The organism is Haloechinothrix aidingensis (assembly GCF_013450155.1).
In the GTDB taxonomy this organism is placed as follows: Bacteria; Actinomycetota; Actinomycetes; order Mycobacteriales; family Pseudonocardiaceae; genus Haloechinothrix; species Haloechinothrix aidingensis.
Genome location: NZ_JACCKD010000003.1, coordinates 200522 through 222186, shown reverse-complemented (window position 1 = coordinate 222186; position 21665 = coordinate 200522). Strand labels below are relative to the sequence as shown.

The 21665-nt window shown below is 70.3% G+C and carries 15 protein-coding genes; 11 read left to right on the top strand and 4 right to left on the bottom strand.

All coding sequences use genetic code 11. From position 1 onward, the window contains the following. Nucleotides 1-61: 61 nt before the first annotated feature. The 8 genes from H0B56_RS09375 to H0B56_RS09340 all read left to right on the top strand — a co-directional run bounded on the left by H0B56_RS09375 (nt 62) and on the right by H0B56_RS09340 (nt 7918). Nucleotides 62-697, top strand: a complete 636-nt coding sequence (locus H0B56_RS09375) for a TetR/AcrR family transcriptional regulator (RefSeq protein ID WP_180892595.1) — start codon at nt 62-64, stop codon at nt 695-697. Nucleotides 698-1169: 472 nt separating this feature from the next. Further along, nucleotides 1170-2210 (top strand): hypothetical protein, encoded by a 1041-nt coding sequence (locus H0B56_RS09370; RefSeq protein ID WP_180892594.1) that lies wholly within the window; start codon nt 1170-1172, stop codon nt 2208-2210. Further along, nucleotides 2207-2575 (top strand): hypothetical protein, encoded by a 369-nt coding sequence (locus H0B56_RS09365; protein ID WP_180892593.1) that lies wholly within the window; start codon nt 2207-2209, stop codon nt 2573-2575. Before H0B56_RS09370 ends, H0B56_RS09365 begins: the two co-directional genes overlap by 4 nt. Further along, nucleotides 2572-3012 carry a hypothetical protein gene (locus H0B56_RS09360; protein ID WP_180892592.1) on the top strand — a complete coding sequence of 147 codons (441 nt, stop codon included), beginning with the start codon at nt 2572-2574 and terminating at the stop codon, nt 3010-3012. Before H0B56_RS09365 ends, H0B56_RS09360 begins: the two co-directional genes overlap by 4 nt. Beyond that, complete coding sequence (locus tag H0B56_RS09355) at nt 3009-4985, top strand: branched-chain amino acid ABC transporter permease (RefSeq protein ID WP_180892591.1); 1977 nt, start codon at nt 3009-3011, stop codon at nt 4983-4985. The genes H0B56_RS09360 and H0B56_RS09355 overlap by 4 nt, the downstream gene beginning before the upstream one ends. Next, on the top strand, nt 4982-5758 hold the full coding sequence (locus H0B56_RS09350; RefSeq protein WP_180892590.1) for an ABC transporter ATP-binding protein: 777 nt from the start codon (nt 4982-4984) through the stop codon (nt 5756-5758). The genes H0B56_RS09355 and H0B56_RS09350 overlap by 4 nt, the downstream gene beginning before the upstream one ends. Next, nucleotides 5758-6453, top strand: a complete 696-nt coding sequence (locus H0B56_RS09345) for an ABC transporter ATP-binding protein (protein WP_180892589.1) — start codon at nt 5758-5760, stop codon at nt 6451-6453. The genes H0B56_RS09350 and H0B56_RS09345 overlap by 1 nt, the downstream gene beginning before the upstream one ends. A gap of 64 nt (nt 6454-6517) precedes the next feature. Then, nucleotides 6518-7918, top strand: coding sequence for an ABC transporter substrate-binding protein (locus H0B56_RS09340; protein ID WP_180892588.1), 1401 nt, complete (start codon nt 6518-6520; stop codon nt 7916-7918). 29 nt (nt 7919-7947) lie between these two features. On the opposite strand, the gene H0B56_RS09335 is transcribed toward H0B56_RS09340, so the two are convergent. The 3 genes from H0B56_RS09335 to H0B56_RS09325 form a co-directional block, all read right to left on the bottom strand. Beyond that, on the bottom strand, nt 7948-8958 hold the full coding sequence (locus tag H0B56_RS09335) for a PDR/VanB family oxidoreductase (RefSeq protein WP_246361015.1): 1011 nt from the start codon (nt 8956-8958) through the stop codon (nt 7948-7950). An 80-nt stretch (nt 8959-9038) separates the two neighbouring features. Then, entirely contained in the window at nt 9039-9932 is an 894-nt protein-coding gene (locus tag H0B56_RS09330; RefSeq protein WP_180892586.1) for a metal-dependent hydrolase, read from the bottom strand. 70 nt (nt 9933-10002) lie between these two features. Beyond that, nucleotides 10003-11550: a flavin-containing monooxygenase gene (locus tag H0B56_RS09325; RefSeq protein WP_180892585.1), complete on the bottom strand. Its 1548-nt coding sequence runs from the start codon at nt 11548-11550 to the stop codon at nt 10003-10005. 678 nt (nt 11551-12228) lie between these two features. On the opposite strand from H0B56_RS09325, the gene gltB reads away from it, so the two are divergent. Together gltB and H0B56_RS09315 are read left to right on the top strand one after the other, a co-directional pair. Next, nucleotides 12229-16809, top strand: a complete 4581-nt coding sequence (gene gltB / locus H0B56_RS09320) for a glutamate synthase large subunit (protein WP_180892584.1) — start codon at nt 12229-12231, stop codon at nt 16807-16809. Next, on the top strand, nt 16802-18253 hold the full coding sequence (locus H0B56_RS09315; RefSeq protein ID WP_180892583.1) for a glutamate synthase subunit beta: 1452 nt from the start codon (nt 16802-16804) through the stop codon (nt 18251-18253). Before gltB ends, H0B56_RS09315 begins: the two co-directional genes overlap by 8 nt. 85 nt (nt 18254-18338) lie before the next feature. Here H0B56_RS09315 and H0B56_RS09310 read toward each other — a convergent pair whose 3' ends face one another. Further along, nucleotides 18339-19268 (bottom strand): universal stress protein, encoded by a 930-nt coding sequence (locus H0B56_RS09310; RefSeq protein WP_180892582.1) that lies wholly within the window; start codon nt 19266-19268, stop codon nt 18339-18341. Between the two features lie 364 nt (nt 19269-19632). Here H0B56_RS09310 and H0B56_RS09305 point away from each other — a divergent pair, with 364 nt between their 5' ends. After that, entirely contained in the window at nt 19633-21636 is a 2004-nt protein-coding gene (locus tag H0B56_RS09305) for a VanW family protein (RefSeq protein WP_180892581.1), read from the top strand. The last annotated feature ends 29 nt before the right edge of the window (nt 21637-21665 follow it).

Genomic DNA, 21665 nt, shown 5'->3' with positions numbered 1-21665 from the left:
TGACTACAGCCGTTGTCAGGTTAGGATCGGCGCCGCACGCGGTCAAGAGAGGAGACCTGACATGCCAACGGCAGGCGACGCCACGCAACGGACATGGGCAGGCACCACGCTCGCCGACCGTCGTGCCGCCCGCAGGCAGCAACTGCTCGATGCCGGCCTCGAGCTACTCGGCACCGACGGCACGAGCGCCGTGTCCGTGCGCGCGGTGTGCCGCACGGCCCGCCTGACCGAGCGTTACTTCTACGAGAACTTCGCCGACAGGGACGCGCTACTGGTCGCGGTGTACGAGCACGTCGCGCGGCAGGCGCACCACGCGCTCGTCGACGCGGTACACGGGGCGCGGCCCGACGTGGACGCACGGGCACGCGCGGCGGTGTCGGCCTTCGTCGAGCTGATCCTGGATGACCCGCGCAAGGGAACCGTCCTCCTGCTGGCACCGCAGACCGATCCGGTGCTCGGCAAGCGCGGCAACGAGCTCCTGCCCACCTTCGCCGACCTGGTCCGCGAGCATCTGCCCTCCGGAACGGACCCCGCGGAACGCAAGATGACCGCGCTCGGCCTCGTGGGCGCGCTGGCGAACCTGTTCATCGCCTATCTCGCAGGCTCCCTCGACGTGGCCCGCGACCGCCTCGTCGACCACTGCGTGCGCCTCGTCCGCAACGCGGCATCCGGCTACCCGACAGACCCGGCGCGCTGACGCCGCGCCGTACCCCGACCCGCGCGTGCCGCCCCTCGCCGCGCGACGAGTCGACCGATCTCTCCGCGAAACCGCTGGTCGCGCAATTCCGAATAGCATCGCGAAAAATTACCGGAAAGTAGCTAGAACCTGTTTCTATATGCCCTCGTTGTACCCGGCGACCGACAACGCTGCGATACGAACTATGCCGCACTGAGGCCAGATACAGCCGCACCGTGAAAGGCGCGCCATGGAATCGGGGCAACATAGAACTAGTTACATCACAATTGTCAAGAGACGGCGAGGAACAATCGCGGGCGGGCTGGGCGTCGGGTTACTTCTGAGCGGAGTTCCGGCATCAGCCGCGCCCGCGGCACCCGAAGGATGTCCGGTCCTGGCCTCGGCCCGGGGAGTACAGGTCACCGCCAGCGCGAGCGACAACATCCTGCTGGCGGCCCCGACCGGGGCGGGCGCACCCGTCGCACAGTCCTGTGTGGACTACGAGGTGCAGGACTCCTCCGCCTTCGCCAGCAGCCCGTATCCGGGAGAGACGGTCCTGACACTTCCGGGGATGCTCAGGACCGAGACCGGGCAGGACCTCCCCGACTACCCCGCCTACGTGTCCGCGCGGCATCCCTCCCAAGAGGAGTCCGATGTCGACGAAGAGGGCTACTCCCTGCACGCGCGCAGCACCGCGACGTCGAGCGCTGCCGCCGCCCGCTCGGGCCTCGACGAGGAACAGGGCCGGGCGGGCGTGACCCGTGCGCGCGCGGAGACGGCCGTCGACCCCGACGACCTCTCCTCCGAGGCCACCGCGCGCGCCGACACCCGGCCGCTGACCGTCGACGACGTACTCGAGGTCGGCACCACGCACGCCTCCGCGTCCGCGTCGGTCGACTCCGGCGGCGAGCTCCGGCGCGACTCGGCGCTGCACATCGGGCGCACGACCGTGGCCGATCAGGTCGTCACCATCACGCCGGACGGCGTGCGCGCCGCGGGCCAGGGCGTCGCGCTACCGGAAGCCGACCCCGCGGAGGCTCTCGAGGCAGCGGGAGTGCGGGTGCGCTACCTCGAGGCGGCGGAGACGCAGCGGGGTGTGCTGTCCGCGGGCATCGAGATCGTCGCCGAGCAACACGACCCGGACACCGGCGGGACCTACCGGGTGCGCTACGTCCTCGGCCGCGCGTTCGCCGCCGCGGCGCAGGTCGACGAACCTCCCGGGGACGGTGCCCCGCAGGGCGTCGCTCCGCCCGGCGACCCGGCCCGGGCGGAGCCGGCGGCTACCGCGGATGCCCCATCGGCGGGAGGCGAGGACGCACGCGGCTCCACGAGCGCGGACCCACCCGACGACGCCGGGGCGCCCCGGGCTGCGGGCGTCCCGGAGGCCGCGCCGGAGCACGAGCGGTTACTCGGCAACCCGGTGGACATGGGGATGACCGGTGTCTATCTGGTGATCGTCCTCGGCGCGCTGGCGATGGTCACCAGCGGAAGCCTGCTGCGCATGTTGGGAGTGAAGACCCGATGGACCTCATGACGAAGCTCCGGAGCCAGTGGGACCGTCTGCTGGCCGTAGCCGGCGCCATCGCGGGTGCGGCAACCCTGGTCACCGGCTGGTTCGGGGTGAGCGGTACGCCGTACCCGGCCGAGCAGCTGCCGTACATCATCAGTGGCGGGATCGGTGGCCTGTTCCTGCTCGGGATCTCCGCTGCGTTGTGGCTGTCCGCCGACCTCCACGACGAGTGGCGCAAGCTGGACCGCATCGAACGCGCCATCCGCGAGGCAGAAGCACCAGGCGGCGGCACGGGCACCACGGCCCGTACCGCACCTTCCCCGGAGCCCGAACCGGCACGTGAGCCCACGCGACAGCTACCGGAGGTGGCGGTCGGGGGTGCCTCATGACGGGGCGTACCGGACCCGACTGGCCCTGGCGGGACTCGGACGTGGTGATGGTGTGCCTGACCACGATCGTCGGCGCGGCCGCGTTCGCCGCCGGATGGTTCGGCGCCACCGTGTCGGGCACCGTGCACCACCAGGCGGCATGGCTGAACCTCGCCGTCGGCGGGTTCGCCACCTCGGCGGTCGGGGTGAGCCTGTGGCTGATGCGCGGGCGCAGAGCGGTCGGCGAGCGCCGCGTAGCGCTGGTATCCATCGACCCGCCGGATGCCGAGCCGCGGCCGGCTCCCGGCCGATGGCCGGATGCCGACGGTACGCGGGACCTGGTCCGTGCCGTGGGGATGCAGCGGGTGCACCGGCCGGACTGCCCCCTGGTCGCGGGCAAGCAGCTGGAGCGGGCCGATGAGGACGACGGCCAGCCGTGCGGGGTGTGCCTGCCATGAACGACCTGCTGCCGTTCCTCGTCGTCGGGGTGACGACCGGCTCGATCTACGGGCTGGCCGCGATGGGGCTGGTGCTGACCTACAAGACGTCCGGCATCTTCAACTTCGCGCACGGCGCGATCGCCGCGCTCGCGGCGTACGCCTTCTACGACCTCACCACGCTGCGCGGGCTGCCGTGGCCGGTCGCGCTGCTGCTGGCGGCCGTCGTGCTCCCGCCCGTGCTGGCCGTGTCGCTGGAACGGATGGCACGCGGGCTGGCCGGGGCGAGCGTGACCATGAAAATCGTCGCCACGGTCGGCCTGCAGCTGGCCATCACCGGGGCGCTGATGGCGCACTACGGCGCAGCGGGACTACCGTTCCCGACCTTCCTGCCCGTCGACACCGTCACGGTCTCCGGCGTGCACGTCGGCATCGACCAGCTCATCTCCGCGAGCGTCGCCGCGGCGGGCGCGGCAGCGTTCTTCCTGTTCTTCCGGCTCTCCTCGCTCGGCGTGCGCATGCGGGCGGTCGTGGACGACCCCGATCTGCTGGAGCTGACAGGCACCAGCGCGTTCGCGGTGCGCAGCTGGGCGTGGCTGATCGGGTCCTGGTTCGCCGCGATCTCGGGAATCCTGCTGGCACCCCAGATCGGCCTGGACGCGCTGTTGCTGACCTTGCTGGTGGTACAGGCCTACGGCGCCGCCGCGGTCGGGATGTTCGCCAGCCTGCCGCTCACCTACGCCGGTGGCTTGCTGATCGGCGTGCTCGCCGCGTTCGCGACCACGATCGCGGCCGGCTCACAGGCACTGGCCGGGCTGCCACCGGCGGTCCCGTTCCTGGTGCTGTTCGTGGTGCTGCTCGTGGCGGGACGCAGCAGGCTGGCCGACGCCGGCACCCACCGACCCGCACCGGTCTCCGCACCGCTGCTGACCCCGCGGGCCACCCGCGGGTTCGCTGTGGCGGCGACCGTCCTGGCAGCGGCCGTGCCACTGCTTGCCGGGCCGAGGCTGCCGGTCTATGCCAACGCGTTGGTGTTCCTGCTCATCTTCACCTCCCTCTACCTGCTGGTGCGGATCTCCGGGCAGGTGTCCCTCGCGCACGCGGCACTGGTCGCCGTGGGGTCGGCCACGTTCTCCCATCTGGCCGTCGGGGCGGGCCTGCCGTGGCTGCTCGCCGTGCTGCTCGCGGGGGCGGCCGCGGTACCGGTCGGGGCGGTCGTCGCCATCCCCGCCATCCGGCTGTCCGGGCTGTTCCTCGCGCTGGCCACCTTCGGGTTCGGCCTGCTGCTGGAGCGGCTGCTCTACCGCTCCGGCGTGATGTTCGGCGCCACGGGCACGCTGCCTGCCGCCCGCCCCGAGCACTTCTCCTCCGATACGGCCTTCTACTACGTGCTGCTGGCGTTCGCCGCCGGTGGCATGGTGCTGGTCGCAGCCGTCACCCGCAGCAGGTTGGGCAGGCTGCTGCGCGCGATGGCCGACTCCCCGACGTCCCTGGCCACCCTCGGGGCGGGGATCAACGTGACGCGGGTGACGGTGTTCTGCGTATCGGCGTTCATCGCGGGCATCGCCGGTGCGCTGCACGCCTCGGTCAGCCAGTCCGCCACCGGTACGCCGTTCACCGCGTACGCCTCGCTGACGTGGTTGGCGGTGCTGGTGCTGTTCTCCGTTGCTCGTTCCGCGGCGCCCGTGCTCGCGGCGCTGTTCCTCACGGTCGCGCCCGCCTACAGCTCCAGTGACACCGCGGTGGATTGGATGCCGGTGCTGTTCGGCCTCGGCGCGATGCTCGTGGCCCTGCACGAGGCCTCCGCGCGTCCCCGCACGACCACCGGGGACGGCACGGCTGGGGCATCGAGCCGCGCGCGCGAGCGCATCGGCGCACCGAGCGCGGCACGCGAGCGGCTACAGGCTGCCGCGGGCCGGGCGGGCGGCCGCGCAGGCCCGGACACCGGCCGCCTGCGCGTCGGCAGGCCACGCCAGCAGGGAGACACGCGATGACCTCCAGCGAGCACGACGGCCTGCGAGTGGACGGGCTCACGATCGCCTTCGGCGGCAACACCGCGGTGGACGGCCTGTCGTTCGCCGCGCCGCGCGGCCGGATCACCGGGTTGATCGGACCCAACGGAGCAGGCAAGACGACCACGTTCAACGCCTGCTCCGGGCTGCTGCGCCCGAGCGCAGGCAGTGTGCGGCTGTTCGGCACGGACATCACCGGCCGGGGACCCGCCGCACGCGCGCAGCACGGCCTCGGTCGCACCTTCCAGCGGATGGACCTGTTCGACTCCCTCACCGTCGAGCAGAACATCGCGCTGGGTCTGGAGGCCCGCCTGGCGCGCAGCAACCCGCTCAAGCAACTCCGCTGTCCCCGCCGCGACCGCACGTCCGTACGGGCCGCGACCGAGGCGGTCCTCGAGCTCTGCGACCTCGGTCCACACCGGGGTGATCCGGCCGGCTCGCTGTCGACCGGTCAGCGCCGCCTCGTCGACCTGGGCAGGGTCCTTGCCGGTGGGTTCGACATGCTGCTGCTCGACGAACCCTCGTCCGGGTTGGACAGCGCGGAGACCCGGCGGTTCGGCCGGATCGTGACGCGGGTCGTCGCCGACAGCGGCTGCGGCGTGCTGCTCGTCGAACACGACATGTCGCTGGTCATGTCGATCTGCGAGCACCTTTACGTACTCGACTTCGGAAAGATGATCTTCGAGGGGGATCCCGCCGATGTGCGTGCCAGCGACGCGGTGCGCGCCGCCTATCTCGGATCGGAGGCTGCCTGATGCTGCGGCTCCACGACATCACAGCAGGCTACGGCGACACCACCGTCCTGCGCGACGTCTCACTGCCGGTCCCCCGGCGCTCCGTCGTGGCACTCCTCGGAGCCAACGGCGCGGGCAAGACCACAACGCTGCGGGTGGCTTCCGGCTTGCTCGCACCGGGCTCCGGAACACTGCACCTGGACGGTACGGACCTCACCGGGCGCCGCCCGCACGTGCTGGCACGGCGCGGCGTGTGCCACGTGCCGGAAGGCCGGGGAATCTTCCCGAACCTGTCCGTGCGGGACAACATCGCCGTGCACGCCGCGGGCGCCGACACCGGTGAGGCCGTCGACAGGGCCGTGTCGGCGTTCCCGGTCCTCGGCGAGAAGCTGGGCCAGCAGGCCGGGGCGCTGTCCGGTGGCCAGCAACAGATGCTGGCGCTGAGCCGGGCCTACGTCACCGAACCCAGCTACGTCCTGCTGGACGAGGTGTCCATGGGGTTGGCTCCCGTCGTCGTCGACGAGATCTTCGAGTTCCTCGGCAGGCTCGCCGAGCAGGGCTGCGCGCTCGTGCTCGTCGAGCAGTACGTCGCCAAGGCACTCGAGCTGGCCGACTACGTCTTCCTGCTGGCGCGGGGGCGGCTGGAGTTCGCGGGCGAGCCGGGCGAGCTCGACGCGGCGCAGCTGATGGAGAAGTACATGGGCACCCACACCTAGCACGGCGTCCCGGTAGCCACACCGGCCCGGTACCGGCTCATCCAGCACCGAGGAGGTCACAACCATGCCGAGCCGCCGACGCACCGTCGTTCCCGCCGCACTGTTCACCGCCGCGGCCCTCGTGCTCGCGGCCTGTGGCACCCGGCTCGACCACGACACGATCGAGCGAGCGGCGTCCGGGCCGTTCCCCGGGGCGGAGCAGGACGCCGACGCGGGAGGTATGCCGGACCGGGCCCGCGGTGATTCCGGCGACCCCGACGCGACCGAACGGCAGGGCGACGGCGACCCGGACAGCACCGCGGGCGCCGGTGCGGACGGCCGGGATCGGGGCGCAGGCGGTTCCGACGGCCCTGCGCGCGACCGGAAGGGCTCCGCAGGGGGCGCGCCCATCGTGGTCGGCACGGTCGGCACCTACTCCGGACCGGGCGGCACCGCGTTCGCGCAGGGCGCAAGGGCACTGCAGGCGTGGGCGGCACACACCAACGACAACGGCGGCATCGGCGGCCGCCGCGTCGAGGCGATCGTGATGGACGACGGGGGTGACGCCGGCCGGGCGCGCAGCCAGATGCAGGAGCTCGTCGAGCAGCACGACGCCGTGGCCGTGGTCGCGGCCATGACCATCACCGAGACGCTCAACTCGTGGAAGGGCTACGTGACCGAGCACGAGGTCCCCGTCATCGGCGGCGACTGCGGGCCGCAGTGGTCGGACAGCCCGGTCCTCTTCCGGCAGTGCCCGTCCTCGGCGAGCGCGGTGTTCGGCACGGCCCGTATCGGCGCGCAGCGCGGCGAAAGCACGCGGTTCGGTGCGCTGTTCTGCACCGAGAGCGACTCCTGTGCGCGAGTGGAGAACCAGCTCTTCGACGAGGGCGACGCCGAGCGTGCCGGGCTGGATCCCCGCTACCGGGCCAGGATCTCGCTGACGCAGCCGGACTACACCGCGGAGTGCATCCAGGCGCGTAACGCCGGTGTCGAGCTGCTGATGGTCACCGGTGATCCCGGTACCGTCGCCCGCGTCGCGTCCTCCTGCCAGCGGCAGGACTACGACCCGCAGTTCCTGCAGATCTCCTCGACGGTCCGGGCGGACACGGTGACCAAACAAGGGCTGGGTGACGTGCTCGTCGGCATGCCGGTGTTCCCGTTCGCCGGCCTGAACACGCCTGCGTTCGAGGAGTTCGCGGCCGCATGGGACAGCTACGGCGGCGACAGCGCCCCCGGTCCTTCGGCGGCCCTCGGGTGGTCCTCGGCGAAGGTCTTCGAGGCCGCGGCGGAAGCCGCAGGCGACGACATCACCAGGCAGAGCATCATCGACGCGCTCCGCGGCTTCGACGGCGAACGCTTCGACGGCCTCACCGTGCCGTTGACCTTCGGCCCCGACGGCACATCGGACGTCTCGTGTGCCTACGCCATGCGAGGGACGGACGGCGGGTGGGACGCCCCGGACGGCGACTCCCCCGACTGCTGGTGATCGGGCGGCGGACGATCAGGCGGGACCGGTCACAGGTCCAGCACCACCCGCCCGGTCGCGCGGGAGACACAGATCATCATGGCGCTCTCCCGATCGGGCTCGGACAGCACCCTGTCCCGGTGCTCGACCGTGCCGGAGAGCAGACCGACGGCGCAGGTCCCGCAGTGCCCCTGACGGCAGGAGTACGCCACGTCCGGCACGGCCTCCCGCACCACGTCGAGGGCGCTGCGGTCGGCGGGTACCGGCAGGACCCGGCCGCTGCGCGCGAGCTCGATCTCGAACGGCGCGCCGTCGGTGATGGGCGGCGGGCCGAACCGCTCGAAATGCAGCGAGCCGACCCGGCTGGCGGGCCGGTCCACGCGCAGGCTCGTGATCATCGGTGTGGGGCCGCAGCAGTAGGCGGCTGCGCCGTCCGGCGCGCGCTCCAGCAGCTCCGCCCCGGATGCCGGGATGCCGTACTCGGTGTCCGGCCGGATCCACACCCGTCGAGGATCGATCCGGGTCAGCTCGTCGATGAACGGCATCGACCCGGTGCTGCGGCCGGTGTAGACGAGGCGCCAGTCGGCTCCCCGCGCTGCCGCGGCACGCACCATCGGCAGGATCGGGGTGATCCCGATACCGCCGGCGACGAACAGGTAGGAACGCGCGGGCGCCAGGGGGAACGCGTTGCGCGGACCCCGCACGGTGATCCGGGAGCCGGGCCGCAGCTCCTCGTGCACCTCCCCGGACCCGGTACCGTCCGGCAGGCGGCGCACGGCGATCCGGTACGCCCGCGTGTCGGCCGCGTCGCCGCACAGGGAGTACTGCCGCACGCGCCCGGAGGGCAGCACCACATCCAGGTGCGCGCCGGGCCGCCAGGCGGGCAGCTCGCCGCCGTCGGGTGCCGTCAGGCGCAGGCTCACCACGTCTTCGGCCTCGGTACGCATCCGGTCCACGGCCAGCTCGCGGTCCCGCGAGACCGGGGTCACCGGCCCGCGACGCCTCCCGCTGTACACGCTGATCCGCTGGTACAGCGACACGACCGCGTCGAGCGAGGACATCAGGCGATCCCGCCTCGGCCGCCCCCGCAGGTCGCTCGGGTAGTCCGGAACGCAGCCAGCCATCGGTTCCCCGGTGACGGTCACTGCTGCGCCTCGGCCGCCTGCGCGGCAGGCGAGCTCGCCAGGTACCCGATCGCGCGCTCCGTCGAGCCGTACCGCGAGGGGTGGAACGAGCGGGTGAAGTACGGGCGCACCTCGCCGAGCACCCCGCGCAGCGTGGGCAGCGTGCCCCGTGCGGATGCCGCCCGCAACCGCCGCAGCCGCGCCTTGTCCCGGCCGCCCAGCTGCGGGTCGTTGCGCATCAGGAACCGCGTACCGCGCACGAACAGCCACAGCATCACCGGGGCCACCACGGACATGGCACGTGCCCGGCGGGTGTACCGGCCGTCGAGGTGGCAGAAGAGGTCGTAGGCGACACTGCGGTGTTCGACCTCCTCGGCGCCGTGCCAGCGGAGCAGGTCGAGCATCGTGGGATCGGCACCCGCGGCGTCCAGGCCGGAGGCGTCGAGTATCCACTGCCCGAGGAACGCGGTGAAGTGCTCGATCGCCGCGATGATCGCCAGGCGCTCGACCAGCCACTCCTCGGCGGCCTTGCCGTGCAGGTCGCGGTCACCGAGCAGGCGCCGGAACATCCACTCGACCTGCCGGGTGAACGGGCTCGCGTCGAGGCCGTGCGCGGCGAGGTGGTCGGCCACCCCGCTGTGTGCCTCGGCGTGCAGGGCTTCCTGCCCGATGAACCCCAGGACGTCCGTGCGGAGGCGCTCATCGGCGATCAGCGGCAGGGCTTGCTTGAACACCCGGACGAACCACCGCTCCCCTTCCGGCAGCAGCAGGTGCAGGACGTTGATGGTGTGCGTGGTCTGGGGGTCGCATGGCACCCAGTGCAGGGGCAGGTTCGACCAGTCGAAACGCACCGGCCTCGGATGCAGCACCAACTGCTCCTCGCCGGGCTCGACCTCGTTGTCCGCAGCCATACTCGCCTCCCCGTTGGCATCCCGCTGCCGGCATCCCGCGGACGGCATCCCGATACGGATACTGCCCGCGTCACCGTCCGTACGTGGCCGTCGCCGAACCTGTCGCCGAACCTGTCGCCGATCCTGCAGCCGAACCAGCGCTGCCACCTCGCCCGATCACCCGGTACTCGCTGGGGTCCACCTTGCGCGTCTTCAACCAGTACCGCCAGGTGAAACCGGGCCAGATCGTACGGTTCACGCCCTGGGAGTCCAGGTACCAGCTGGTGCAGCCACCGGTGGTCCACACCCCGTTGTTCAGCTTCCGCTGGATGTCGCTCTGGAACCGTTCCTGGACATCCTTGCGCACGTCCAGCGCCGCCGCATCGTGCGCGTCGGCCAGCCGAACCGCGTCGACCACGTATTTGGCCTGCTGCTCGATCATGAACACGACCGAGTTGTGCCCCAGCGCCGTGTTCGGGCCGAGGAGGAAGAACAGGTTCGGAAAGCCCGCGACGGTGATGCCGTTGTGCGTCTGCATGCCTTCCTCCCGCCACACCTTGGCGAGGTTGCGTCCCTCGGCCCCGGTGATGTCCAGGTAGTCGAACGCATCGGTGACGTGGAAGCCGGTCCCGTAGATGAGCACGTCGGCCGGGTGCTCGACGCCGGCGCTGTCCACGACACTGTGCTCGCGGACCTCGCGCACGCCCTCGGTCACCACGTCCACGTTGTCCCTGGTCAAAGCGGGATAGTAGTCGTTGGAGATCAACACCCGCTTGCACCCCATCGTGTAGTCGGGGGTGAGTTTGGCGCGCAGCTGCGGATCGCTGACGTGTTTGCGGATGTGGCGCTTTGCGAGCAGCTCCCCTGCCTTCATCAGCGCAGGGTGCCCGTTGAAACCGAGCGCGCGCACCTCGAGCATCCAGTACAGCAGGTAGCGGTAGGCCCGCTGCACCCAAGGGACGGACCGGAACAGCGACCTCGTCCATTCCGGCATCGCGTGGTCGGGCTTGGGCATGATCCACGGTGGGGTGCGCTGGAAGACGGTCAGCCCGGCGACGTCCGGTGCGATCCGCGGGACGAACTGGATCGCGCTGGCACCCGTGCCCACCACGGCGACCCTCTTGCCCGTGAGGTCGACGTCGTGGTCCCACCGCGCGGAATGGAACGTCGGGCCGCGGAACCGCTCGATGCCGGGAAGTTCCGGGATCTGCGGGATGTGCAGCCCCCCGACGCCGGAGACGAGGAACTGCCCGACGTACTCGTCGCCGGTGGTGGAGTACACGTACCAGCGGCCCTCGTCCTCGTCCCAGCGGGCTCCCGCCATCTCGACGCCGAAGTGGATCTTCTCGTAGAGGCCGTGCTTGGCGGCGACGCCCCTGAGGTACTCGAAGATCTCCGGCTGCCCGGAGAACGCCCGGGACCACTCCGGGTTCTGCTCGTAGGAGAACGAGTACATGTGCGACTGGATGTCGCACGCACAGCCGGGATACGAGTTGTCCCGCCAGGTGCCGCCGACCTCGTGCGCCTTCTCCAGGATGATGAAATCGGTGATGCCCGCTCGGGTGAGCTGGATCGCTTGACCGAGGCCACCGAAACCCGTCCCCACGATCACGACCTTGGCCTGGGCACGCTGCGCCATGCTCTTCCTCCACGCCATGCTGGGATACACCCGCTGTCCGGTGCGCTGTCGAAACCGCACTGACGTTACCACCAGTAACAGTTACCTTTGAGTAGGATGAGTGAGCGGCCGGTTCGTGTCAAGCAGCGACCCGGATTCACACGTCAGGTGATCGTCGCCTGCGGATTCTCGGCGATCGGGCGGTCGTCGTGCCGCGGGGAGAATCTCCACGAACGGGCGGTACTCACTCGATGCGTCGAATGAGTATCGTTCCACTGGGGTAAGATGGCGGCGCGTGTGTCCAGGTGATGGTCAACCTGACGTGGTATTTCCCACGCAATGGCCACTCGGGTATGCCATTAATCCACTATTCACATTAAAGTGGGAGGACCCGGCGACCCCGGGCACTGCGATACGCACTTGAGGCGCGCAGCCTGGCCTGCGCCAATCCGGGGCCGGGTCCAGCGCCATCCGCACGACGACGTGCGCTTTCGGCTGCACAGCGAGGTGCGGCCACTCGCCCGCACAGGGTCGGCCCGGGCTTCGTGGGCAATCGTCCCGCGGGCCCCACCACCGACCGATCGGCGAGATCTGGGCATCTCGCGTCTGAAGAGCAGACCACCGCGATTCCCGGCAGAGGCAGCGCCCGCCCACACACGTGGAGCGGGCGCGATAGCGCTGCCTGGACGCACCGACACCATGGGAGGGCGGCTAGACGTGACCCGCCACAACGCAAGCTCACTGAGCGCAGCGCAACCCTCGGCGCTGCCCTCTGTCGGGGGGCTGTACGACAAGCAGTACGAGCACGACGCCTGCGGCGTCGCCTTCGTCGCCGACCTCGCCGGTCGCCGCGACAACTCCGTTGTGCGCAAGGCACTGACAGCGCTGCGCAACCTGGAACACCGCGGCGCCCGTGGTGCCGAGGCCGCCACCGGTGACGGCGCCGGGCTGCTGATCCAGATCCCCGATGCGTTCTTCCGCGCGGTCGTCGACTTCGACCTTCCGGAGCCAGGCGGATACGCGGTCGGCACAGCCTTCCTGCCGAGTGCGGAGCGGGAGCGGGACAAGGCCAAGTCCACCATCGAGCGGGTCGCCGCCGAGGAGCACATGCGGGTGATCGGGTGGCGTGACGTGCCGGTCGACACCGACCACGTCGGCCCGACCGCCGCAGGCGTCATGCCCTACTTCGCCCAGGTGTTCCTGGCCCCGAAGGAGACCGGCGCCGAGACCGCCACCGGGCTGGCGCTCGAGCGCATGGCGTACTGCGTGCGCAAGCGCGCCGAACACGCCACCGACGTGTACTTCCCCAGCCTGTCCGCGCGCACCATCGTCTACAAGGGCATGCTGACCGAGCCGCAGCTGGACAGGTTCTTCCTCGACCTCGCCGACGAGCGGGTCACCAGCGCGATCGGTCTCGTGCACTCCCGGTTCTCCACCAACACGTTCCCCTCCTGGCCGCTGGCGCACCCGTACCGGTTCGTCGCGCACAACGGTGAGATCAACACCCTGCGCGGCAACAAGAACTGGATGAACGCGCGCGAGTCGATGCTTCGCTCCGAGCTCATCCCCGGTGAGCTGGAGCGCATTTACCCGATCATCACACCGGATGCCAGCGACTCGGCGACCTTCGACGAGGTGCTCGAACTGCTGCACCTCGGTGGCAGGAGCCTGCCGCACGCGGTGCTGATGATGATCCCCGAGGCGTGGGAGAACCACGACGAGATGGACCCGGACCGCCGGGCCTTCTACGAGTTCCACTCCACACTGATGGAGCCGTGGGACGGGCCCGCCCTGGTCTCGTTCACCGACGGCACCCAGATCGGTGCCGTCCTCGACCGCAACGGGCTGCGCCCCGCGCGCTACTGGGTCACCGAGGACGGTCTCGTGGTCCTGGCCTCCGAGGTCGGCGTCCTCGACCTCGAACCGTCGAGCATCGTGCAGAAGGGCAGGCTCGAGCCCGGCCGGATGTTCCTCGTCGACACCGCCGAGGGGCGGATCATCGACGACGAGGAGATCAAGGGCGAGCTCGTCGCCGAGCACCCCTACTCCGAGTGGATCGAGTCAGGTCGCGTACGCATCGACGAGCTGCCGGAGCGCGAGCGCGAGGTGCCTACGCACGGCTCGCTCGTCCGCCGCCAGCAGGCTTTCGGCTACACCGAGGAGGAGCTGTCTGTCCTGCTCGAGCCCGTTGCCCGTACCGGGGCCGAGCCGATCGGGTCGATGGGCAACGACTCCCCGCTGGCCCCGTTCTCGGGCCGGTCACGTCAGATGTTCGACTACTTCACCCAACTGTTCGCCCAGGTCACCAACCCGCCGTTGGACGCGATCCGGGAGGAGATGGTGACCTCGCTGGAGGCTCAGCTGGGCACCGAGCCCAACCTGCTCGAAGCGGGACCGCAGTCCTGCAGGCGGATCGTGCTGCCGTTTCCCGTGCTGGACAACGACGAGCTGGCCAAGCTCGTGCACGTCAACGACGACGGGGACCTGCCCGAGTTCCAGTCGGCGACCATCGACGGTCGTTACCACGTGCACGGCGGCGGTGAAGCGCTGGTCAAGCGGCTCGAGGAGATCCGGGGCGAGGTCAGCGAGGCGATCGCGGACGGCGCACGCCTGATCGTGCTGTCGGACCGCGGCGCGGACGCCGACCACGCCCCCATCCCGTCGCTGCTGCTGACCGGTGCGGTGCACCACCACCTCGTACGGGAGAAGACCCGCACCCAGGTCGGGCTCGTCGTCGAGTCGGGCGACGCCCGCGAGGTGCACCACATCGCCCTGCTGATCGGCTACGGCGCCGCTGCGGTCAACCCGTACATGGCCATGGCCACCGTCGAGGAGATGGCCGAGCGCGGGCTGATCGAGGGCACGGATGCCAAGCAGGCCACCCGCAACCTCATCAAGGGCCTCGGCAAGGGTGTCCGCAAGACCATGTCCAAGATGGGCGTGTCCACGGTCGCCTCCTACACCGGCGCGCAGATCTTCGAGGCGATCGGCCTCGGCCCCGAGGTCGTCGACGCGTGCTTCACCGGGACGACCTCGCGGATCGGCGGAGTGGACTTCGACGTCATCGCCGAGGAGGTCGCCCAGCGGCACCGCACGGCGTTCCCGGCCGACGGTGTGCGCCCGCACCACCGCGAGCTCGAGTTCGGCGGTGACTACCAGTGGCGTCGCGAAGGCGAGCCGCACCTGTTCAACCCGCATACCGTGTTCAAGCTCCAGCACTCCACGCGGTCCGGCCAGTACGACATCTTCCGCGAGTACACCCGCGGCGTGGACGACCAGGCCGAGGAGCTGATGACGCTGCGCGGCCTGTTCTCCTTCCGGGAGGGCGAGCGCGAGCCGGTGCCGATCGAGGAGGTGGAGCCGGTCTCGGAGATCGTCAAGCGGTTCTCCACCGGCGCGATCTCCTACGGCTCGATCTCCCAGGAGATGCACGAGACCCTGGCGATCGCCATGAACCGCCTCGGCGGCAAGTCCAACACCGGCGAAGGTGGCGAGGACGCCGACCGGCTCTACGACCCGGAGCGCCGTTCGGCCATCAAGCAGGTCGCCAGCGGCCGGTTCGGGGTGACGAGCGAGTACCTGGTCAACTCCGACGACATCCAGATCAAGATGGCCCAGGGCGCCAAGCCCGGTGAGGGTGGCCAGCTACCCGGCACCAAGGTCTACCCGTGGATCGCCAAGACCCGGCACTCCACGGCTGGCGTCGGCCTGATCTCGCCCCCGCCGCACCACGACATCTACTCGATCGAGGACCTCGCACAGCTGATCCACGATCTGAAGAACTCCAACCCGGACGCCAGGATCCACGTCAAGCTGGTCTCCGAGGTCGGGGTCGGAACCGTCGCGGCCGGTGTCTCCAAGGCGCACGCCGACGTGGTGCTCATCTCCGGTCACGACGGCGGAACCGGCGCCTCTCCCCTGTCGTCGATCAAGCACGCGGGCGCGCCGTGGGAGCTCGGCCTGGCCGAGACCCAGCAGACCCTGCTGGCCAACCGGCTGCGTGACCGCATCGTGGTGCAGACCGACGGCCAGCTCAAGACGGGTCGCGACGTCATGATCGCCGCCCTGCTCGGCGCCGAGGAGTTCGGCTTCGCGACGGCCCCGCTGATCGTGTCCGGCTGCATCATGATGCGCGTCTGCCACCTCGACACCTGCCCGGTCGGGGTCGCCACGCAGAACCCGACCCTGCGGGAGAAGTTCTCCGGCAAGGCGGACTACATCGTGAACTTCTTCCAGTTCATCGCGCAGGAGGTTCGCGAGTACCTTGCGGCACTCGGGTTCCGCTCGCTGGACGAGGCGATCGGGCACGCCGAGATGATCGACACCCGCAAGGCCGTCGAGCACTGGAAGGCCGAGGGCCTGGATCTCTCGCCGATCCTGCACGTGCCCGAGCTCGAGCCGCGTGCGGCCCGCCACCAGGTCGTCCAGCAGGATCACGGGCTGGACAAGGCACTGGACAACACGCTGATCCAGCTGGCGGAAGGCGCACTGTCCTCCGGCGACAAGGTGCGTCTCGACCTGCCGGTGCGCAACGTCAACCGCACAGTCGGCACGATGCTCGGCTCCGAGCTCACCAAGCGCTGGGGCGGCGAGGGTCTGCCCGACGACACGATCGACGTCACCTTCACCGGTACCGCTGGCCAGTCCTTCGGTGCCTTCATCCCCAGGGGGATCACCCTGCGGCTGGTCGGGGACGCCAACGACTACGTCGGCAAGGGCCTGTCCGGCGGCCGCATCGTCGTGCGACCGCATCCGGACGCGCCGTTCGCCGCCGAGCACAACCTCATCGCGGGCAACGTCATCGGCTACGGCGCCACCGGCGGCGAGATCTTCCTGCGCGGCAAGGTCGGCGAGCGGTTCTGCGTGCGCAACTCGGGCGCGACCGCCGTCGTGGAGCACGTCGGTGACCACGGGTGCGAGTACATGACCGGCGGCAAGGTCGTCGTTCTCGGCGGGATCGGCCGTAACTTCGCCGCCGGAATGTCCGGTGGTGTCGCGTACGTGCTCGACCTGCCGCACCACAGGGTCAACACCGAGATGGTCGATCTCGACCCGTTGGACGAGGAGGACCTCGAGTTCCTCAAGGGCGCTGTCGAGCGCCACTACGCCGAGACGTCCTCCGAGGTGGCACGGTCGTTGCTCACCGACTGGGACTCCGCCGTCGAGCGGTTCGGCAAGGTAATGCCCAAGGACTTCAAGCGTGTCCTGCAGGCACGCGAAGCCGCGGTCCGCGAAGGCCGCAGTATCGACGAGGCAGTGATGGAGGCCGCACATGGCTGACCCGAAGGGCTTTCTCACCACCCGGCGCGAGGCCGCCAAGCCGCGTCCCGTCGACCTGCGGTTGATGGACTGGCGAGAGGTCTACGACGAGTTCGGCAACAACAAGCTCCAGGAGCAGGCCGGGCGCTGCATGGACTGCGGCATCCCGTTCTGTCACGAGGGCTGCCCGCTGGGCAACCTGATCCCGGACTGGAACACGCTGGCCTGGCGACAGGACTGGGCTGATGCGATCGAGCGCCTGCACGCGACGAACAACTTCCCGGAGTTCACCGGCACGTTGTGCCCCGCACCGTGCGAGGCCGCCTGCGTGCTCGGCATCAACGACGACCCGGTGACGATCAAGCAGGTCGAGATCTCCATCATCGACAAGGCCTGGCAGGAAGGCTGGGTCAAGCCGCAACCGCCGGTCACCAAGACCGGCAAGAAGGTTGCCGTGGTCGGGTCGGGCCCCGCGGGGCTCGCCGCCGCGCAGCAGCTCACCCGGGCCGGTCACGATGTCGTGGTCTACGAGCGCGCCGATGCTGCCGGAGGGCTCCTCCGGTACGGCATCCCCGAGTTCAAGATGGAGAAGTGGCGGCTGGATCGCAGGATCGAGCAGATGCGCGCGGAGGGCACCGAGTTCCGTACCGGGGTCGATGTCGGCGTCGACGTCACAGCCGAGCAGCTGCGTGCCGACTACGACTCCGTCGTGCTGACCGGCGGCGCGACCGCATGGCGCGACCTGCCCGTTCCCGGCCGCGAGCTGGAGGGTGTCTACCAGGCGATGGAGTACCTGCCGCCCGCCAACCGGGTGGCCAGCGGCGAGCTCGACGCATCGCCCATCGACGCCAACGGCAAGGACGTGATCATCATCGGCGGGGGTGACACCGGCGCGGACTGCCTCGGTACGGCCCACCGCCAGGGGGCGCGCTCGGTGACCCAGCTCGAGATCATGCCGAAACCTCCCGAGTCACGCCCGGAGACGCAGCCGTGGCCGACCTACCCGATGGTCTACCGGACCTCCTCGGCGCACGCCGAGGGCGGCGAGCGCGTCTTCTCGGTCAATACGCAGGAGTTCCTGGGTGACGAGGACGGCAAGCTGCGCGCGCTCAAGATCGTGGAGGTCGAGCGCTCCGGCGGGGGATTCGTCCCCGTCGAGGGAACCGAACGCGAGTTGCCCGCGCAGCTGGTCACCCTCGCGATGGGCTTCGTGGGGCCGGAGAAGGGCGCGCTGCTGTCCGACCTCGACGTGGACCTCGACGAGCGTGGCAACGTCGCACGCGGGAACGACTACCAGACCAGCGTCGAGGGCGTGTTCAGCGCAGGCGACATGGGACGCGGCCAGTCGCTGATCGTCTGGGCGATCGCGGAGGGGCGCGCGGCAGCCGCGGGCGTGGACGCCTACCTCACCGGCAGGGATGTGCTGCCCGCTCCCGTCAAGCCGACCGACCGCCCCATCTCCTGAAGCGGTCGCGCACGCACACCAAAGCTGCGGCCTACCGTCAGCGTCGCCGGTAGGCCGCTCCTACCCGTGAGTCACGGGACCGGAGTCACGGAGCCTGCGGGGCCGTCGCGCAGTGCCGGCGCACGACCATCACCGGGCACTCCGCGTGATGCACGAGTGCCTGGCTCGTCGAACCGAGCAACATGCCGCGGAACCCGCCCCTGCCGCGACACCCCACGACGACGAGGTCGGCGGCTGCGCTCCACTCGAGCAATCGCTGTCGAGGCTTCGCGCGCACCAGGTCCCGCTCGACCGGCACGTCCGGGTAACGCTCGGACCATCCCGCCAGCCGCTCGGCGAGCACCCGGTGCTCGGCCTCGGCGAGCGGCTCCCATTCGAACGTCACACGTGACTCGCTGAACAGCTCCTCCGGATCGGAGTCGTTCCACGCGTGCACGGCCACGAGCCTTGCCTCCCGGAAAGCGGCCTGCTCGAACGCGCAACCGAGAGCGTCATCGCTGAGGTCGCTGCCGTCGACCCCGACAACGACCACGCCTGCCGGTGAACGTTCCGCCGGGCCGCGCACCGTGATCACCGGGCAGTGCGCGTGCGCCGCGAGAGCGATCGTCGTCGAACCGAGCAGCGCCCCGGTGAACGCTCCCCTGCCGGACTCGCCGAGCACGACACACCGGGCGTGCGTCGAGTGGTCGATCAGCGTCACCACCGGCGAGTCCGTCAACGACTCGGCCCGGATGGGCACCTCCGGCGCGATACTCTCGGCCAGCTCACGAGCCTCGGCGAGTACCGCATCGCCGTCGCGTTCGAGGAGGTGGAACAGCTCGGTGGACGGCGAGATCGCCCCTCCGGGAAAGAAGTCCGGAACGCCGATGGCGTGCACGATGTGCAGGGGCGCGTGATGGCTGCGCGCCTCGTGTGCGGCCCACTGCACCGCGCGCCCTGCCGCCTCCGAGCCGTCCACGCCCACCACGACCGGTCCCGGCCGGGCGTGCTCGGGACCGTACTCGGACCTGTTCACCGGCCGCCTCCAGCGATCGCGACGAGCTGCTGCGCGGGAGGGATTCTTCCAGAGCTACCGGAGACCGCAAAACGGCACGGACGTACCGTTTCACCTGCTCACCGGCCCGCGGCGGCGGTACCCACGGGCAGGCGCGACACCCGCGTACGCCCGCGGCTCCGGCCCGGCCACGTGGAATCGTCGCGCATGCGATGCGAGAGCTCCGGCCGCAGGACAGCGCGACCGGAGACACGTGATACGTCCGGAATCGGGGTGCACTAGGCTGTGTCGACGGCGCTCGACATGGTGTGGCGCGTGCGCACCGTGCCGTGACCGCGGGGGACGAGAGTGGTGTGCCTCGCGCTGGGAGGGAGGACTCGTACGGATGCTGGGCGAGCCCAACGACGCGCCCGCGGACTCGCGGCAGCCCCCGGTCCGATGGCGCGCACGGCTGTTGTCGGTGATCGCCGGTGCCGCGTGGATTCTCGGGGCCGTATACCTCCTGGATCTGTTCACCTCATCGCAGCAGCTGCCACCTGCCGTATCCGTCGCCGGGGTCGATGTGGGCGGGCTCGGCAAGGAGGCTGCTGTCGAGACGTTGCGCGAGCGACTCCAGCCGCATCTCGACGACCCGGCCCGCGTACGGGCAGGCGACTCGGACCTGACGGTCGACCCCGAGCGGGTCGGGGTCACCGGCGACTGGGAAGCCACGGTCGACGAGGCAGCCGCGCGGCCGTCCTCCCCCGTCGCCTGGTTGACCTCCCTGTTCACGCGGCGAGACGTCGATCCCGTGGTGACCGGTGACGACTCGGCACTCGCCGACGAGCTGGCCGCGCTGCGCGAGGAGGTCCAGCGCGAGCATGTCGAGGGCGACATCGAGTTCGACGGTACTGAGCCGAAAGCGGTACTCCCCGTCTCCGGGCGAGAGCTGGACGTCGACGCGGCCGTGCGGACCGTGTTCGACGACTGGGTGCACGGCGAGGTCATCGCGCTACCCGTCGACGAGCAGCCGACGCGGACCACGGCCGAAGGCGTGCGCACGGCCCTGACCAAGGTCGCGCGGCCGGCCGTAGCCGGGGCCGTGGACCTGGTGGGCGACGGCCACACCGTCACCCTGGAGCCCGCCGAGATCGCGAACCTGCTGTCCTTCGAGCCGGACGGCGAGGGAGGTCTCGCCGCTGACGTCGCGGCGGAGGACCTCGACAGCGTGGTCGGCACCGAGCTCGCCGAGACGGAACAGGAGAGCCGGAACGCGACCATGAGCTTCGACGACGACACGCCTACCGTCGAACCCTCGGTCGACGGGCAGCGCCTCGACTGGGCGGACACCGCGGACGCCCTGCTCGCCACACTGCCCACCGACGGGCGCGACGTCGAGGTCGCCTACCGGGACGAACCGGCCGAGGTGACCACGAGCGAGGCCGGCGAGCTCGGCATCGAGGAAGTCGTCGGCGAGTTCTCCACGAGTGGTTTCGCCCCGGACTCGGGCGTCAACATCCGCACCGTGGCCGAGGAAGTGAACGGGGTGATCATCCCCCCGGGCGAGTCGTTCAGCCTCAACGAGTTCACCGGGCCGCGCGGCACGGATGAGGGCTATGTCTCTGCCGGGATCATCGAACAGGGTCAGCCGTCCCGGGCCGTCGGCGGCGGTATCTCCCAGTTCGCCACGACCCTGTACAACGCGGCGTATTTCGCCGCCATGACCGATGTGGAGCACACCGAGCACAGCTACTACATCAGCAGGTACCCCGTCGCCAGGGAAGCCACGGTGTACCAGAACCCCGATGGCAGCAGCGTGATCGACCTCGAGTTCCGCAACGAGCACCCGACCGGCGTCGCGATCGAGACGGAGTGGACGCCGGAGGAGATCACGGTGCGCATCTGGGGCACCGAGCACTACGAGGTGGAGTCGGTTACCGGCCCGAAAACGAACTTCACCAGCCCGAAGGTCCGCACGATCCCGTACGGCGAGGAGTGCAGCCCGAGTAACGGCTCACGGGGATTCACCGCCACGGACACCCGCATCATCCGTGACCTCGACGGCAATGAGGTGGACCGGGAGGAACGCACGGTCGTCTACAACCCGCAGCCCACCGTGCGCTGCGCACCGCCACCGGAACCCTCGCCGACACCCACTCGCGAGCCGGACGACGGCTCCGATGGCGACAGTGGTGACGAGGACTCCAGTGACGGCGGTTCCGGGGACGACGGCTCCGGCGATGGCGACGACGGCTCCGGCAACGGGGACGACGGCTCCGGCGACGGGGACGGGGACTCCGGTGATAGCAGTGGTGGCGATGGCGACGGCGGCGGGGACGCTGACGACGGCGATGGCGGTGCCGGTGCCGAGGGCGGCGGCGACGGTGACGGCGGCGCCGGAAGCGACTAACGGTTGCTCGGGGGCGAGCCGAAGGACTC